The organism is Cobetia sp. L2A1 (assembly GCF_009796845.1).
Lineage (GTDB): Bacteria > Pseudomonadota > Gammaproteobacteria > Pseudomonadales > Halomonadaceae > Cobetia.
Genome location: NZ_CP047025.1, coordinates 934,531 through 949,830 on the forward strand (window position 1 = coordinate 934,531; position 15,300 = coordinate 949,830).

At 59.1% G+C, this 15,300-nt stretch carries 14 protein-coding genes; 10 read left to right on the forward strand and 4 right to left on the reverse strand.

Annotation, left to right across the window (positions count from 1 at the left end; all coding sequences use genetic code 11):
* The first annotated feature begins 105 nt into the window (after positions 1–105).
* Positions 106–735, forward strand: a complete 630-nt coding sequence (locus GQR90_RS04045; protein ID WP_199269470.1) for a LysE family translocator — start codon at positions 106–108, stop codon at positions 733–735.
* Between the two features lie 85 nt (positions 736–820).
* On the opposite strand, the gene GQR90_RS04050 is transcribed toward GQR90_RS04045, so the two are convergent.
* From GQR90_RS04050 to GQR90_RS04065, 4 genes are read right to left on the reverse strand one after another with little or no spacing between them, the layout of a single operon-like run.
* Positions 821–1,699 carry a DMT family transporter gene (locus GQR90_RS04050; RefSeq protein WP_158772991.1) on the reverse strand — a complete coding sequence of 293 codons (879 nt, stop codon included), beginning with the start codon at positions 1,697–1,699 and terminating at the stop codon, positions 821–823.
* A 59-nt stretch (positions 1,700–1,758) separates the two neighbouring features.
* The gene (locus GQR90_RS04055) at positions 1,759–3,219 is read right to left on the reverse strand and encodes a bifunctional DedA family/phosphatase PAP2 family protein (protein WP_158772992.1); all 1,461 of its coding nucleotides are present in this window, start codon (positions 3,217–3,219) and stop codon (positions 1,759–1,761) included.
* Positions 3,216–4,178 carry a diguanylate cyclase domain-containing protein gene (locus GQR90_RS04060; protein WP_158772993.1) on the reverse strand — a complete coding sequence of 321 codons (963 nt, stop codon included), beginning with the start codon at positions 4,176–4,178 and terminating at the stop codon, positions 3,216–3,218. Before GQR90_RS04060 ends, GQR90_RS04055 begins: the two co-directional genes overlap by 4 nt.
* Positions 4,178–5,119: a hypothetical protein gene (locus tag GQR90_RS04065; RefSeq protein WP_158772994.1), complete on the reverse strand. Its 942-nt coding sequence runs from the start codon at positions 5,117–5,119 to the stop codon at positions 4,178–4,180. Before GQR90_RS04065 ends, GQR90_RS04060 begins: the two co-directional genes overlap by 1 nt.
* Positions 5,120–5,424: 305 nt before the next feature.
* Here GQR90_RS04065 and GQR90_RS04070 point away from each other — a divergent pair, with 305 nt between their 5' ends.
* The 9 genes from GQR90_RS04070 to GQR90_RS04110 all read left to right on the forward strand — a co-directional run bounded on the left by GQR90_RS04070 (position 5,425) and on the right by GQR90_RS04110 (position 15,275).
* Complete coding sequence (locus GQR90_RS04070) at positions 5,425–6,708, forward strand: glutamate-5-semialdehyde dehydrogenase (protein ID WP_158772995.1); 1,284 nt, start codon at positions 5,425–5,427, stop codon at positions 6,706–6,708.
* The gene (gene nadD / locus GQR90_RS04075) at positions 6,705–7,550 is read left to right on the forward strand and encodes a nicotinate-nucleotide adenylyltransferase (protein WP_442778536.1); all 846 of its coding nucleotides are present in this window, start codon (positions 6,705–6,707) and stop codon (positions 7,548–7,550) included. Before GQR90_RS04070 ends, nadD begins: the two co-directional genes overlap by 4 nt.
* 140 nt (positions 7,551–7,690) lie before the next feature.
* Entirely contained in the window at positions 7,691–8,050 is a 360-nt protein-coding gene (gene rsfS / locus GQR90_RS04080; protein WP_024950796.1) for a ribosome silencing factor, read from the forward strand.
* Positions 8,051–8,170: 120 nt separating this feature from the next.
* The gene (gene rlmH, locus GQR90_RS04085; RefSeq protein WP_158772996.1) at positions 8,171–8,638 is read left to right on the forward strand and encodes a 23S rRNA (pseudouridine(1915)-N(3))-methyltransferase RlmH; all 468 of its coding nucleotides are present in this window, start codon (positions 8,171–8,173) and stop codon (positions 8,636–8,638) included.
* A 42-nt stretch (positions 8,639–8,680) separates the two neighbouring features.
* On the forward strand, positions 8,681–10,666 hold the full coding sequence (gene mrdA, locus GQR90_RS04090) for a penicillin-binding protein 2 (RefSeq protein WP_158772997.1): 1,986 nt from the start codon (positions 8,681–8,683) through the stop codon (positions 10,664–10,666).
* Positions 10,653–11,804, forward strand: a complete 1,152-nt coding sequence (gene rodA, locus GQR90_RS04095; protein ID WP_158772998.1) for a rod shape-determining protein RodA — start codon at positions 10,653–10,655, stop codon at positions 11,802–11,804. Before mrdA ends, rodA begins: the two co-directional genes overlap by 14 nt.
* Before the next feature lie 74 nt (positions 11,805–11,878).
* On the forward strand, positions 11,879–12,922 hold the full coding sequence (gene mltB / locus GQR90_RS04100) for a lytic murein transglycosylase B (RefSeq protein ID WP_158772999.1): 1,044 nt from the start codon (positions 11,879–11,881) through the stop codon (positions 12,920–12,922).
* On the forward strand, positions 12,919–13,971 hold the full coding sequence (locus GQR90_RS04105) for a septal ring lytic transglycosylase RlpA family protein (RefSeq protein ID WP_158773000.1): 1,053 nt from the start codon (positions 12,919–12,921) through the stop codon (positions 13,969–13,971). Before mltB ends, GQR90_RS04105 begins: the two co-directional genes overlap by 4 nt.
* A 101-nt stretch (positions 13,972–14,072) precedes the next feature.
* The gene (locus tag GQR90_RS04110) at positions 14,073–15,275 is read left to right on the forward strand and encodes a D-alanyl-D-alanine carboxypeptidase family protein (protein ID WP_158773001.1); all 1,203 of its coding nucleotides are present in this window, start codon (positions 14,073–14,075) and stop codon (positions 15,273–15,275) included.
* The last annotated feature ends 25 nt before the right edge of the window (positions 15,276–15,300 follow it).

Consider the following 15,300-nt stretch of genomic DNA (forward strand, 5'->3'; position numbering starts at 1 on the left):
CCGTGGGTCGCAGGTGTTGCCACTCAATAACAATGATGTCATCGATTCATTGGACATTAGCAGTGTGGTTAGTGAAAACAGATTAACGTGCAGGGAGTGCAGGGAATGTTGAACTGGTCATTGCTGTCGGTGTTCGTGCCGACCTTCTTTCTGGTCTCGCTGACGCCTGGCATGTGCATGACGCTGGCGATGACGCTAGGCATGACTCAGGGCGTCAAGCGTACCTTGTGGATGATGGTAGGTGAGTTGCTCGGGGTTGGGCTGGTAGCCGTGTCAGCAGTGATTGGCGTGGCCACCATCATGCTGCGCTACCCGATGGTGTTCTCGGCCTTCAAGCTGGCAGGCGGCGCGTATCTGGTGTGGCTGGGTATCCAGATGTGGCGTTCGCGCGGGCGCTTGGCGCTGGGGGTAGCAGGAGAGGCCAGTGCAGCGCCGCGTGCTTCGCGGCGTGAACTGGCCACGCAGGGCTTCGTGACAGCGATTGCCAACCCCAAGGGCTGGGCGTTCTTCATTGCGTTGTTACCGCCGTTTCTGGATGCCAGTCTGCCGCTGGCACCGCAGCTGGTCGCGTTGGTCGGCATTATCCTGACGCTGGAGTTCACGTGTCTGCTGCTCTACGCCGGGGGTGGCAGCGGACTGGCACGCTGGCTGGGGCGTGGGTCGCGCGTGCGTCTGATGAATCGTGTGGCAGGGACATTGATGATCGGTGTGGGTATCTGGCTCGCGACTGGCTGAGCAAGCGATGGCGAGGTGATGATTGGCCCATCCCGGACACAGAAAGGCCCGCCAATGGCGGGCCTTTCTGTGTCTATCAGTCTGGTCAATTGCGACGCAATGTTTCCAGCGCCGCCGCCGCCACGATGAAGCTGCCACCTACCAGTGTCATCCAGGTGGGCACTTCGCCGAGGATTAGCCAGGCCAATAGCACGCCGTAGACCGGCTGCATGCAGCCAATCATGCCGACGGTCTTGGCCTTGAGCCCGCCGAGGGCAAAGGTCATCAAGGCATGGGGCGTCGCCGTGAAGACGATGGCCAGTACCAGCATGGCGATACCGGTGCCGGGGCTTGCATCCATCATCTCGCCAGAGGCAAACGGCAAGGTGAGTACGACGACGCCGAGTGCCTGCAGGCTCATCGATAGTACCGGATTGATATGACTCAAGCGGTAGCGTACCAACAGGTTGCGTATCGCGAACAACAGTCCCGAGAATACACCCCACAGCACGCCTGCCAGATTGTCGCCTCCGCTTCCATCATTGCCGCCCGGCACCAGCAGCCAGACGCCGAGACAGACCAGTGCTGCGGCCGCAAGATCGCGTGCTTTCAGGCGCGTTCCCTCGACCCACGGCTCCAGCAGCACGATGAATATCGGATAAGTAAACAAGGCCAACATGCCGGTCGCCACCGATGACACCTGCATGGCATGGAAGTAGCTGACCCAGTGGACCGCCATCAGCAAGCCAGCCAGTCCTATCAGTGCCCAGTCCCGCCCACTCAGGCGCAGCGAAACGTTCCACTTCAGGCGTGCAATCCACAACAGGAAAAGTCCTGCGAGCAGGCTGCGCCAGGTGGTGATGTCGAGAGCCGACAAGGGCAAGCTTTTCGAGAACAGTGCCGTACCGCCTAGCAGTGCGATACCGAGATGGATTGCCATCAGGGCCTGTGGCTGGTTGGCGGGAGGAGCTGCGTGGCCGGACATGAGTATCCTCGAGAGAAAGGTCTTGTTGTCGAAAGCTGGAGTGGATGAGTCCGGACTGGCTAGAGCGGCAGCCACAGGAGGCGTGCCGCGAGCAGCAACAGGCTGCAAGCGCTCAGCAAGAGTAGCGGTGTTGGGTTACCCGACAACGCCGACGACTGGCGAGCAAAGGCTGGATAACTGATGCGCACCAAGGCACAGCCCAGCAAGCCCAGACAGGCGCCACCGAGAATATCACTGAGATAATGTACACCCAGCGTGATGCGTGACAGCCCTATCAGCGTGCAGAGCGCGATCGCTCCCCAGTAGATCCAGCGGCGGTGCGAGGAGGGTTGACGCTCGGCGATGAACGCGGCTGCCAGGCCGAAAACCGCAACGGCCCCCGCCGTGTGTGCGCTGGGAAATGACATCGAGCCTTCAAGGAAGGCGGGAGTGTCAGGTCTTGGGCGCTGGATCAGATACTTGAGCAACGTGTTGGCGCAGGCGATGCCGACCCAGCCGGCCATCAGGTGTAGCCAGATGGCATGGCGGCGTGTGATCAGTAGCCATGCGAGCCATGGGATGACCAGCATCGTCAGGCCAGTGCCATCTGCCACTCGAGACAGTACGAGGCTTGCTTGTGTCAGCAGGCCCTCCGGGAACAGGGCTGCAACGCTCTTGGCTAGCGACGCGGCGACACGGTCGATCCACCAGGGCGCTGGATGCGCCAAGGCACCGAGGCTCATGGCCGGTACGCTGATGACGGCAAACACCAGCAGGGCCATCGAAGCGAGTGGAAATTCGCCTTCGGGGTCCGGGTGACGCAACTGCCACCACAGCCGACGCCCGGAGGATGTCTTGCGGAGCCGATGGGCCAACCAGTGATATAAGCGACCTTCACGGCCGAGTTGGCGGCGCAGGAATGAGAAGGCAAAGGCGCAGAAGATCAACCCGGACGCGACTCCCACGAGCAGGCCATCAGCCCCCTCGGGAAGCGTAAATAACGACTGCCAAGTCTGGCCGAGTAGATAGCCCGGTAGCAGGTAGGCGGGTGACCATGCCAGCGCCGATAGGCCATTGACCAGAAAGAATTTCGCGGGTGGCATGTCCAGCATGCCGGCCACCAGCGGAATGATGGGACGCACTGGGCCGACGAAGCGCCCGAAGGCGATTGACCAGCTGCCATGACGATGGAAAAACTGTTGGCCGTGCTCCAGCCACTCTGGATGGCGTGAGAAAGGCCAGCGTCCGTGGAGTTGGTCACGATAGCGAATGCCCAGCCAGAAACTGATGCCGTCGCCGATAATGGCGCCCATTGCCCCCGAGATCAGCAGCAACGGTAATGGCAACGCAAGATGACCGGCCAGGGACGCCCCTGCGGTGAGTATGACTACACCAGGTACCAGTAGCCCGATGATGGCAAGGGATTCAAGCAGGGAAACAATGCCGATGATGCAGATGAGTGCGATGGGGTGATCGCTAAGGACGGCCATCAGGGTCGTGGGATCTAGCCAGTGGGTCAGTGTGGCAAGGGTGTTGCTCATTCATTGAGATCCATCAGGGCAAGCTGGGCAGCCAGCAGGCGTTGCTCGAGTTTTTGCGACGTGTCATCCGCCTTGTAAATCACCAGGCGGGCGCGGGCAATGATTGATCCGGTTTCCGGCTGAGTGGCCACGGCAAGTGCTGCGGTCAGACGCTCACGCATGATCAGTGCGCCGGCCTCACCGGTGTTGGGCAGCATCAGCCAGAAGGTGGCTTTATCGCTGCGGCATAACAAGTCCCCCAGGCGAGAGATGTTCTGCATCACTTCGCTTGCCGTGGACAGGCATTCGACGCACCTGTCCTCGCCGAATTGTTCACTGAGCATTTCCAGCTGGGGAAGATAGATCACCAGAATACTCAATGGCTGGTCCAACGCTCTGGCGCGTGCCGCTTCACTGGTCAGGCGCTCTCGTCCGGTACGGGCATTGAAGGCGTTGCACTCGGTTTCTTCACTGGCGGTCAATGTCATGAAAGCAGCTTGCAAGTTATTGATGACAAAGGGTTGGCTGGCGACCAGCAGCAAGCACAGATATCGTAGTTCTTCCCCAAAATTGTCTTCCTGCTGCCCTAGCAGCCATAACCATAACGGGGCCAGTACCAGGTTGAGCAGCATGGCGGGGGCCAGTGGGAGCAGTAACAAGGTCAGAATGCAGGGCAGTCCAAGCCATAGCGACAGCCCCGGATAAGCGCCTGGTGCTTCCAGTGCCAGCATCAGATAGCTGGCAATCAGCGTGAGGTAGGACGGCAGTGGCTTCTCGTCATCGAGGATATTGAGCCCGGCAGCCATGCCCATCAATAACGCCGCGAGCACTGGCGTCAGAATATGGTCGAAATCCCCGACCAGATAGCGCCACAGGGCGTAGGTGGCCATCACCAGCGTTGCCAGCATCATGATCAGTGTCTTGCGGTTGGCTAGCTGGCGGCGATCGCGTGCGCGAGTGAGGGCAGTGCGAAATGGCATCAGTTGTCAGCCTCCAGATTCGAGGCGACATCTTGCGGCTCAGCGCGATAGGGCAGAGGAGGCAAGTGCGTGATCACCTCACGTTCTTGAGCTAGATTCGCGCTGATGCGGGTCAGATCGAGAGCATTGATATCAGCGTTGTTCAAGGGCTGAATACGTGCGCGTACCTGCATGGCAAGGTGCTCAATCAACTGGCGCCGTCTTAGGCTGGCCATACGTTCAGCGCGCGTTACCAACAGCACTGCCGAGCAGTTGCAGTCGAGTATGTAGCGGGTCTCATGCGCCATCGCTGCACTGTCCAGCGTATTCATCAGTCGTCGCCGGGCGAGACGACCGGGCGTGACGGGTGACAGTAATATCAGCTCGATATGGACACCCTCGCGATCGGCACGGGTAATTTCTCGCGGCAGATCACGCATCAACTGGTATTGTGACCAGATAGCCCTGTTTGGGTCTCGGCGACCGCGGCGCTCAAGTTGATGCCAGACATGGCGCTGACGCCGGCCGCCGATGGCCCCCAGTGCCATCAGGGTCGCAGCGATGCCGATGCCGAGGCTCAGCCAATCATTGCCCAGCGGCTTCAGGGCTAGCCATGTCGTGACAAGACCGATAGCAGCGCAGGTCGGGGCTAGCCAGCGTGGCCGTGGGTACAACAGTAGTACGGGAAAGCCCCATAGCCACATCAGGTGCTGTTCTGGTGCTAGTAGTACCAGCGTGGACATGATGAGCGCGATGCTGAGCATCACCAGTACTCTGAACCAGCTGATCGCGAATAGCTCGTGGGCAAGAGAGACGATCAGTAACAGCGTTCCTCCCACGGCAAGCAGCAGTGCGGTGACCGTCAGGCCGAGGCTGATCTGTCGGGCTGCTTCCAGCAGCAGCAACACAGAGCCGAGCAGGCAGACGAGCTGACTGATACGGACTTTGAACTTGATCTCCATGGTGTCTTATATTGGCACCTTTCCCGTGGATGGTATGTGGGCGGCCGTTTTCCTTGGCCGGAGGGTATTTCACTAGCTAGAGTACCCATCAGCGAGTATCCATCAGGTATCTCATGCGTTGCTGGTCATACCGCACGGCGTAAACGTATAGGCCATTGTGTGCAGACCAGTGGGCAGCATACCCCAAACGGTGAGTTTCCAAAGCGCCTGCGATCATCAGGGCACTTTCGACTCATTCTCACGCCGGATGATGAGACCCCAGCGGCCAATGGTCGTGGACAACCCATACAAGCGAGACAAGGCACATGAGCGAGCAGGGCAAGCACGACACCACGGATGTCGTGGCTTACATGAACCGTCTAGGGCTCGAGGCACGCACGGCAAGCGTCGTGATGCGCCGTGTCGATAGTGGCATCAAGAATCGCGCCCTGCAGGCCATGGCGCGGTTGATTGATGAGCGTCGTGACGCACTGATCGAGGCCAATGGCGAAGATTTGGCCCGAGCACGAGCCAATGGCCTGTCAGAGGCAATGGTCGATCGCCTTGCGCTGACGCCACCCCGGATCGATGCCATGATCGAAGGGCTGGAGCAGGTCACTGCGCTGCCAGACCCGGTGGGTGAAATTGATGGGCTGCGCTATCGTCCCAGTGGTATTCAGGTCGGCCATATGCGCGTGCCGTTGGGCGTGATTGGTATCATCTATGAGTCGCGCCCTAATGTGACCATCGAAGCGGCCAGTCTGTGTCTCAAGTCCGGTAATGCGTGCATCCTGCGGGGTGGCTCAGAGGCCGCGGCCAGTAACCGTGCGCTGGCTGACATCATCAGCGACGCGCTGGTAATGGCCGGTCTGCCGCCCACGGCAGTCCAGATTGTCGCGACCACGGACCGCGCTGCTGTCGGCCAGCTGATCACGATGTCCGAATTTGTTGACGTCATCATTCCGCGGGGGGGCAAGAGCCTGATTGCGCGTATTTCACGTGATGCGCGTGTCCCGGTCATCAAGCACCTCGACGGTATCTGTCACGTCTATGTCGATGCCACGGCTGATCTCGACATGGCCGTCAACATCGCCGAGAACGCCAAGACGCATCGCTATGGCACCTGCAATACCATGGAAACGCTACTGATCGATGCTCCCGTGGCGGCTGAGGTCTTGCCGCGCATCGCTGAGCGACTGGCCGCGCACGACGTCGAAATGCGCGGCTGTGAGCGCACCTGTGCGCTGTTGCCGCAGGCGGTGGCAGCCAGTGCCGAGGATTGGGATACCGAATACCTCGCGCCGATTCTGGCCATTCGCATCGTCGATGGGATTGACGATGCGATGGCGCATATCGAGCGGCACAGTTCCGCACATACTGAAGCGATCATTACCCAGAATTACTCGCTGGCGCGTCGTTTCATGGCGGAAGTCGACTCAAGTTCAGTGATCGTCAATGCCTCTACTCGCTTCGCCGATGGCTTTGAATATGGGTTGGGTGCCGAGATCGGCATCTCCACCGACAAGCTGCACGCGCGTGGGCCGGTAGGGCTGGAAGGGCTGACGACACGCAAGTATGTGGTGTTTGGCGACGGGCAGATTCGTCAGTGAATCATGACGACAGCTCACCTGCTGACCAGCAGACTCCTCGGGCGCTGGATGATAGCCAGCGCCCGCTGAACGTTGATGGCGGTGCTCACGAGCGTGAATCAGCGCATGACACCAGCATCTCGGCACGCGATGACACGCAGATGGAGGCCGTGTGCGAGACAGATCGCAGCTTTGAAGGTTGTCTGGGGCCGGTGCCGCGGGTGGCTATGCTGGGCGGGACCTTTGATCCTATCCATCATGGCCATCTGCGTAGCGCCATCGAGCTGCGTGAGGCGCTCGGGCTGGACCATGTGCGGCTAATCCCGTGCCATCAACCCCCTCATCGAGAGGCCCCTGGCGTCAGTAGCGAAGAGCGGCTGGCAATGCTGGAGGTCGCGATTGCGGGTGAACCGGGACTCAAGGCGGATGATCGTGAGCTATTTCGCGATGGCCCGTCCTATAGTGCCGATACTCTCGCGAGCCTGCGTGCCGAATATGGTCCACAGGCCCGCCTGGTGATGGCGATTGGCCATGATGCCTTTTTGAAGTTGGGCGAATGGCACGCCGCAGAACGCCTTTTTGATGATGCTCATGTGGTGGTGATCGAACGGCCAGATCACGATGCGCCCTTGCCGCCGGCACTGGAAGCCTTGATCGCCGGACGTGAGGTGGAATCTGTACAGGCGTTGATGGCCACTCCGGGCGGGCAGTTGCTACGGTTATCACTGCCGACACGCATGGCCATCAGTGCGACCTTCGTGCGTGAACGGCTGGCATTGGGGGATAGCGTGCGTTATTTACTGCCGGAATCAGTGATCAATCACATTGAAGCACATGATCTATATCGACCTCAGTCGGAATGAATCTACCGTTTATCTGCATGAAATAGCGTTATCACACGCCTTCAGAGCCAGGCTTTGACGAGTAGATTGACGATGCCCATAGGCGCGCGCAGTCCCAGCGGGTAGAATGCGCCCCCTGCCGAACAAACTCCCGAGGAATCATGCAGACCGAAGCTCTTAAAAACCTGGTTATCGACGCCCTTGAAGACCTCAAGGCTCAGGAAATCAGCGAGATCAATGTCTCAAAGCTGACCAGCGTCACTGACATCATGGTCATTGCGACCGGTACGTCCAGCCGTCACATCGCTGCACTGGCCAATAATGTGCAAGTCAAGGTCAAGGAAGCAGGCGTCAAGCCGCTTGGCTGCGAAGGCGACAATGGTTCCGACTGGGTTCTACTGGATCTGGGCGATGTCGTCCTTCACGTCATGCTGCCGGAAACCCGCGCACTGTATGACCTTGAACGCCTGTGGAGCGATCTGCCCCGCGAGACGCGTGAAGAGTATGAACAGCGCAGCTAATGCCTGTGTTTGGCTGTCTTGCCGAGAGCGAAGGCTTCGGGCAAGACAGAAAAGTGCCAAAGGCGGACGCATGCCTGTCAACGGCATTGCCGGATGATATGACAACGCATGGGGCGGGACATGAAGATCCGAGTATTGGCAGTTGGGCAGAAGATGCCCGATTGGGTGGAGAAGGGTAGCCGGGAATATCTCAAGCGCATGCCACGAGATTTTTCGCTTGAGTTCATCGAGCTGGCACCTGGTAATCGCGGCAAGAACGCGGACATCGCCCGTGCCATGGCCAGTGAAGGCGACCGGATGCTGGAAAAACTCAAGGGAAATGAACATGTTGTTGCCCTTGATGTCCTAGGTAAGGCCTGGAGCACACAGCAACTTGCCCGTCATGCAGATGACTGGCGGCTGGGTGGGCGCGATGTGGCCATTTTGATAGGTGGCCCTGATGGGCTCGATCCACGTTTGTTGGCACGTGCCGATCAGCGCTGGTCACTCTCGGCATTGACCCTGCCGCATCCGCTAGTGCGTATTGTGCTGGCGGAACAGCTCTACCGTGCCTGGACGTTATTGGTCGGGCATCCTTATCACCGGTAAGCGCCAGCCGCTTGCGACAAGACACGAGTTGCGAGACCCGCCATGCGCCAACGCCGGGCGACGATCAAGAATCCCCAACAGGAAGTGCGGATCTTTCGCCTTCGCAGCGTCGTGGCTGCCAGTCTGATTTTAGTGCTGGCCTGCTGCTTGCTGGCGCGGCTGTTCTTTCTGCAGGTCGTTGAACACGATATCTACACCACGCGTTCGGACAAGAACCGCGTGCGTGTTGAGCCCTTGCCGCCCACTCGCGGCTTGATATACGACCGCAATGGTCGTTTGCTCGCTGAAAACCGTCCCAATTACAACCTGACCATCGTGCGTGAGCGCGCCGGCGATCTAGAGTCGTCGCTTGAGCGATTGGTGGAGATTCTCGATCTTCCACCCGATGAGGTTGAAGATTTCAAGGAGCGCTCGCGCCAGCGTCAGCGCCCCTACCAACCTGCCTTGTTGATGAGCGAATTGAGCCAGGAGCAGATTGCTCGTCTTGCGGTCAATCGCTACCGGCTGCCCGGCGTCGAAGTCGAGGCTCAATTACTGCGTTATTACCCCGATGCCATTCCGATGTCGCATACCCTTGGATACGTTGGACGTATCAACCAGTCCGAGCTCAAGGCACTCGACAAGGGTAACTATTCAGGCACTCACTTCATCGGCAAGACAGGCATCGAACGCTTCTATGAAGAGGCGCTTCACGGCCAGGCGGGGCTACGCAAGGTGGAAACCAATGCGCGTGGTCGCGTGTTGCGTGAGCTATCGCGTGTCGATCCGGAGCCCGGCAAGGACCTGACCCTTACTATTGATCGTGGCTTGCAGGATCTCGCCTATCGTCTTCTCAAGGGCCGCCGCGGTGCCATCGTGGCGATTGAGCCCGAGACTGGCGAAATTCTCGCCATGGCCTCGGTGCCGGGTTTCAATTCCAATGAGTTCGTGACCGGTATCAGCGTCAAGAGCTATCGCGCGCTGCAAAATGATCTCGATCTGCCGCTGTTCAATCGCGCCATTCGTGGTCAGTACCCACCTGCATCCACTGTAAAGCCCTTCATGTCACTGGCTGCGCTCGACAATGGAGCCATTACGACCAACACCACCTTCTTCGACCCTGGCTATTTCCAGCTGCCCAATGACAGTCACAAGTACCGCAACTGGCTGCGCTGGGGGCATGGTCGCGTCAATATGCAGCGTGGTATCGCCGTGTCCAACGACACCTTTTTCTACAACGTTGCCTATCGACTGGGTATCGATCGCATCAGCGAGTACATGCACAAGTTCGGCTTTGGCGAGCAGACCGCTCTGGATGTACAGGGTGCATTACCGGGCCTGATGCCTTCCAAGGAATGGAAGCGCAATCGCTACAACAAGCCGTGGTATCCCGGTGAGACCATCTCCATCGGTATTGGTCAGGGCTATTGGCTGACGACACCGCTGCAACTGGCATCGGCGGAAGCGACGCTGGCCAATCGTGGCAAACAGGTGCAGCCACATCTGGCCAAGCGGATTGGCGATGATGCCGTGCTGTTGCCCAAGAGTGATCAGAAGCCGCCAATCGTGCTGGATAACTCCGATTGGTGGGACGACGTCATTTCTGCCCTCGAGGATGTGGTCAGTGGTCGTGAAGGGACTGCGCGCAAATATGTCGGTCCGGGACTCAAGTACCGTATGGCGGGCAAGTCGGGAACGGCGCAGGTCTTTACTCTCGGTCAGGACCAGAAGTACAACGGCAAGGAACTGGCGGAGCGCCTGCGTGATCACGCGTTATTTGCCGCATTCGCCCCCGTGGAGAACCCTCGGATAGCAGTGTCGGTGGTGATCGAGAATGGTCAGGGGGGGAGCTCCGTGGCGGGGCCGATGGCGCGTGCGATGACCGATTACTGGCTGCTACCCAGGATTGATCCTGCAGCACGCGAGGCGGCACAGACGTTGTCGGCTGCCATACTCGCAGAGACTGCAGCACTTGCCGCGGCACTGGCGTCGCCAGAACAGGATGGAAAATCCGGCACGGGCCCAACAGGAGTCAATGATGCCGACTGATTATCAGCGCTCAATGCGCAGCGTAGGGGGCAATCTCAACACTCGCCGCCGGACCAACTTTTGGGAGCGCATCCACCTGGACCCTTGGCTGCTGCTGCTGCTGTTGGCCGTGCTCGGCTGTGGGTTGATCGTGCTTTACAGTGCCAGTGGTCAGGATCTCGACTTCACGCTACGTCAGGCGTCGCGTCAGGCACTGGCGCTGACCATCATGATCGGGCTTGCACAGCTGGCTCCCGGGACGTTATATCGCTGGGCGCCGGTCGCCTATGGCGCAGGCTTCCTGATGCTGGTGGCGGTAGAGGTGCTGGGGGATGTCGGCATGGGTGCGCAGCGTTGGCTGGTCATCCCTGGTCTCGTGCGTTTTCAGCCTTCCGAACTGATGAAATTGGCCATGCCGATGATGGTGGCATGTTGGCTGGGCCAGCGGCCGTTGCCGCCGCGCTGGCGAGATCTTGCTGTCTGTGCCGTGATCATCGTGGCCCCGGTGCTGTTGATCGCGCGTCAGCCTGACCTGGGTACCTCGCTACTGGTCGCCGCGGCCGGTGTGTTCGTCATCCTGCTGGCAGGACTGTCATGGAAGCTGATTGCCTTCTTTGGTGCCCTGGTGGCCTCCGCCATGCCACTATTGTGGATGGTGATGCATGATTATCAGCGTCGCCGAGTGCTGACCTTTCTGAATCCCGAGTCTGATCCGCTGGGCTCTGGCTGGAACATCATTCAGTCCAAGACAGCGATCGGCTCCGGTGGCATCTTTGGCAAGGGCTATACACTGGGCACCCAGTCACAGCTCGAATTTCTGCCGGAGCGACACACCGACTTTATTGTGGCGGTCATCGGAGAAGAGCTGGGGCTGCTGGGCATGAGCTTCTTCCTCGCGCTGTACGTGTTGATCGTGCTGCGGGGGCTGGTGATGGCGAACAATGGTCAGGACAGTTTTGCGCGTTTGACGGGGGGGGCGATCATCCTGACCTTCTTCGTATACGTTTTTGTTAATATCGGCATGGTGTCAGGCATTCTGCCGGTAGTGGGCGTTCCGCTGCCCTTGGTCAGTTATGGTGGGACCTCCAGCGTGACCTTGCTGGCTGGCTTCGGTATTCTCATGAGCATTCATACTCACCGGCGCCTGCTGTCGCGTTGATGCGACGTAATGCAGTGGCTGTGTGGCAAGGACATTCGCGGGCACGGGCTCGCAGACAGGCAAGGAGAGAGTCGATGACGGTGAATAATGCGCGTGGGCGACGTCTGAAGAGCTGGGGCGCAGCCCTGGTAATTGCAGCGCCGCTGCTCGGTATGGCCGGGACAGCCACTGCTGCACCGGACGGTTTCGCGCCGGCGACTCATCCGGAGACTGCCAAGCTGGTGGATGAGCTGGTTGCCAAGGGGTTGGATCGCAGCCGTGTGACAGAGCTGATGAATCAGGCTGATTACAGTCAGAAAGTGCTGGATGCGATGTCCAAGCCTGCCGAAGGCCATCTGCGTTGGGACCAGTATCGTGCCATCTTCATGAAAGAGTCGCGCATTGAAGCCGGTGAACGCTTCATCGCCGAACACCGTGAGACCTTCGACCGTGCCCAGGCCGAGTATGGCGTGCCGCCGGAAGTCATCGCCGCCATCATTGGTGTCGAGACCTTCTTCGGCAAGCATACCGGCACGCATCGCGTCATCGATTCGCTGTCTACTCTGGCCTTCGATCACCCGCGTCGCGGCACCTTTTTCCGTGGCGAGCTATCAGCCTTCCTGCAGTTGACGCTGGAGCAGGGCATTGATCCGCTCTCCATCAAGGGCTCCTATGCGGGCGCGATGGGCTATCCGCAGTTCATCCCGACCAGCTATCAGGCCTATGCCGTTGATTTCGATGGTGATGGCGTGCGTGATCTGTGGCACAACCCGGTGGATGCCATCGGCAGTGTCGGCAACTACTTCGCGCGACACGGCTGGAAAGCCGGTGCGCCACTGGTCAGCGCAGCAGACGGTCCGGGCACTCCGCCCTCGTCGGTCACGTTCAACAAGACCAACAAGCCTTACATGAGCGTTTCCGCGCTTGAGGCTGCCGGTGTTCAGGTGACAGGCAACGTGGCGGGTAACACGCAGGTCATTCCGCTCGCGCTGGACCTCAAGCAGGGTTATCGCTACGCAGTGGGCTATGACAACTTCTACGTCATTACCCGCTACAACCACAGCCATCTGTATGCCATGGCCGTGACTGAGCTGTCTCAGGCCATCAAACGCCGTCTCGAGGGCGGGGGTGCTGGATGAGTTGGTCACGCGCGCTACCACTCGCGCTTGTACTCGCACTGCTGGCCGGTTGTGCCAGCAGTGGGAGCACACAAGTCGGTGATGGTGCCTCGGCCAGCACCGGCAAGAAGGCAGGCAAGAATGGTCGCTATCACATGGACTCCGATGCCTATCCTGAAGATGCGCCGGATGTCTCTACCGTGGAGGATGCTGTACCGCAGGTAGAGCCTTACACTCGCAGCGGTAATCGCAGTGAGTATGAGGTGTGGGGCAAGTCCTATCATGTGATGGAGGACCCGCGGGGGTACGTCGCGGAAGGCACTGCCTCCTGGTACGGCAAGAAATTTCATGGCTATGCCACCGCTAGCGGTGAGATCTATGACATGTACACCATGACGGCAGCGCACAAGGCGTTTCCATTGCCGACCTATGCACGTATCACGAATCTGGACAATGGCAAGCAGGTCATCGTCAAGGTCAATGATCGTGGGCCCTTCCATGATGACCGGCTGATCGATCTGTCCTATAGCGCCGCGTGGCGACTCGACATGCTAGGGCATGGTACTGGTCATGTTCGCGTCGAGGCGCTGGACGCCGCGACATGGCAGCCGGGTGCGAGCCCGACGAAAGGCACTGCTGAGTCAGAGCGTTTGTTGGCACGTAGTCAGTCCGTTCGTCGTGAGCAGGGCATTGCCGGACTTGAAGAAATGTACGCAACTGGCGGTTCTGCTTCGGCAGGGACGTCAGGGACGGGCACTGCTGCCAAGCCCGTGATAGCCTCTGCGTCGCGTAATTCAGACACAGCGGCACCCGCTAAATCTGCTACTTCCGGTAGTGTGGGCGAGGCTAGCTACCTACAGGTCGCAGCAGTAAGTGATCAGAGCAAGGCTGACAGCATTCGTCAGCGTATCGGCACCGTGCTTGATAACCCTGTCCGTGTGCTGGGAGATGGCAGTCTGTACAAGGTGCAAGTCGGCCCGTTGGAGGACAATGTCCGCATCGAGTCGCTCAAGTCGGCGCTTGCCAGTGCCGGTTTTGCTGGCGCCTTTAGCGTCAAGGCATCGCGTTAAGGCCAATAGGCCGCTTCAATTAATCATGTATTCCGCGATGGAATGCAACATGGCCGAGGCTTGCGCCTCGGCTAACGCATGAGTGTCAAAGAGATTCCAACATGTCCCTGAAATCCAGACTTCTTCCACTTCGGCGTCGGCTCGCCACGCTGATGGCGGCCAGCGGTATTGCACTGGTAGCCAGTATTACCGCCAGTCCGGCCCATGCCATCGACACCGATACTCTGATTCCGGCTGCACCGCAGTTGGCAGCGTCGTCCTGGATCCTGATGGATGCCAACTCCGGTCGCATTCTGGTCGAGCACAATTCCGACCAGCGTCTGCCGCCGGCCAGTCTGACCAAGATGATGACGGCTTATCTGGTTGAGACCGAGATTGATGATGGCAAGCTGAGCCCGGATGAAAATGTGCGTATCAGCGTCAACGCCTGGAAGACAGGTGGCTCGCGCATGTTCATTCGCGAGGGGACCAGTGTCTCCGTCGATGACTTGCTGCACGGTGTCATCATCCAGTCAGGCAACGATGCCAGTGTCGCGCTGGCGGAGCGTATTGGTGGCAGTGAAGGCTCCTTTGCTGACCTGATGAATCAGCACGCCAAACGCTTGGGCATGAAAAACACCCACTACATGAACGCTACCGGTCTGCCGCATGCGGAGCATTATTCCACTGCGCATGATTTGGCGATTCTGGCGCGTAGCATCATCGAGGATTACCCGGATCACTATCAGATCTACTCCCAGAAGTACTTCACCTGGAACGGCATCAAGCAGCCTAACCGCAACAAGCTGCTGTGGCGTGACAAGGATGTCGATGGCCTGAAGACCGGTCACACTGAAGAAGCGGGCTACTGCCTGGTGGCCTCAGCCAAGAAAGATGAGACCCGTCTGATCAGTGTCGTGATGGGCACCAGCTCCGAAGAAGCCCGTGCTCAGGAATCGCAGAAGCTTTTGACCTACGGCTTCCGCTATTTTGAAAGCAAGAAGCTCTACGACAAGGGCGCGGTGCTCAACCAGGCGCGCGTCTGGGGCGGCGACAAGGATCAGGTACGTCTTGGCATGGCCAAGGATGTCTATCTGACCGTGCCGAGCGGCCAGTCCGACAAGCTGACGGCACGTCTTGATGTGAGCGAAACCATCAAGGCACCGGTTCAGGCAGGTGAGCAGTACGGTACCCTCCAGATCAAATTGGATGACAAGGTACTGGCGGAAGAGCCACTGGTCGCGCTCGAGCCAGTCGAGCAGGGCGGGTTGTTCAAGCGTCTGTGGGATGCACTGATGCTGTTCTTCCACGGCTTGTTCAATTGATCTGAATATCTCGACTGTGCCAGTC

Bases quoted from the DNA above. Each gene is read 5' to 3' on its own strand.
- GQR90_RS04065 (WP_158772994.1), bottom strand. From the start codon at position 5,119: ATGGAGATCAAGTTCAAAGTCCGTATCAGTCAGCTCGTCTGCCTGCTC.
- GQR90_RS04055 (WP_158772992.1), bottom strand. From the start codon at position 3,219: ATGAGCAACACCCTTGCCACACTGACCCACTGGCTAGATCCCACGACC.
- GQR90_RS04050 (WP_158772991.1), bottom strand. From the start codon at position 1,699: ATGTCCGGCCACGCAGCTCCTCCCGCCAACCAGCCACAGGCCCTGATG.
- GQR90_RS04045 (WP_199269470.1), top strand. From the start codon at position 106: ATGTTGAACTGGTCATTGCTGTCGGTGTTCGTGCCGACCTTCTTTCTG.
- GQR90_RS04105 (WP_158773000.1), top strand. From the start codon at position 12,919: ATGAGTTGGTCACGCGCGCTACCACTCGCGCTTGTACTCGCACTGCTG.
- mrdA (WP_158772997.1), top strand. From the start codon at position 8,681: ATGCGCCAACGCCGGGCGACGATCAAGAATCCCCAACAGGAAGTGCGG.
- rodA (WP_158772998.1), top strand. From the start codon at position 10,653: ATGATGCCGACTGATTATCAGCGCTCAATGCGCAGCGTAGGGGGCAAT.
- GQR90_RS04060 (WP_158772993.1), bottom strand. From the start codon at position 4,178: ATGCCATTTCGCACTGCCCTCACTCGCGCACGCGATCGCCGCCAGCTA.
- mltB (WP_158772999.1), top strand. From the start codon at position 11,879: ATGACGGTGAATAATGCGCGTGGGCGACGTCTGAAGAGCTGGGGCGCA.
- rlmH (WP_158772996.1), top strand. From the start codon at position 8,171: ATGAAGATCCGAGTATTGGCAGTTGGGCAGAAGATGCCCGATTGGGTG.
- rsfS (WP_024950796.1), top strand. From the start codon at position 7,691: ATGCAGACCGAAGCTCTTAAAAACCTGGTTATCGACGCCCTTGAAGAC.
- GQR90_RS04070 (WP_158772995.1), top strand. From the start codon at position 5,425: ATGAGCGAGCAGGGCAAGCACGACACCACGGATGTCGTGGCTTACATG.
- GQR90_RS04110 (WP_158773001.1), top strand. From the start codon at position 14,073: ATGTCCCTGAAATCCAGACTTCTTCCACTTCGGCGTCGGCTCGCCACG.